The sequence below is a fragment of the Xenorhabdus szentirmaii DSM 16338 genome (assembly GCF_002632585.1).
Taxonomy (GTDB): domain Bacteria; phylum Pseudomonadota; class Gammaproteobacteria; order Enterobacterales; family Enterobacteriaceae; genus Xenorhabdus; species Xenorhabdus szentirmaii.
Map to the genome: position 1 here is coordinate 1 of NZ_NIBV01000060.1, position 318 is coordinate 318.

Genomic DNA, 318 nt, shown 5'->3' on the forward strand with positions numbered 1-318 from the left:
CTGCCCGGTAGCTAAATGCGGAAGAGATAAGTGCTGAAAGCATCTAAGCACGAAACTTGCCCCGAGATGAGTTCTCCCTGACTCCTTGAGAGTCCTGAAGGAACGTTGAAGACGACGACGTTGATAGGCCGGGTGTGTAAGCGCAGCGATGCGTTGAGCTAACCGGTACTAATGAACCGTGAGGCTTAACCTTACAACGCCGAAGATGTTTTGGCGGATGAGAGAAGATTTTCAGCCTGATACAGATTAAATCAGAACGCAGAAGCGGTCTGATAAAACAGAATTTGCCTGGCGGCAGTAGCGCGGTGGTCCCACCTG

1 rRNA gene is annotated in these 318 nt (G+C 50.9%); it reads left to right on the forward strand.

Annotated features, from left to right (window positions below):
• Positions 1-193: ribosomal RNA gene (locus Xsze_RS21625) — 23S ribosomal RNA — on the forward strand; the annotation flags it as partial.
• Positions 194-318: the final 125 nt, after the last annotated feature.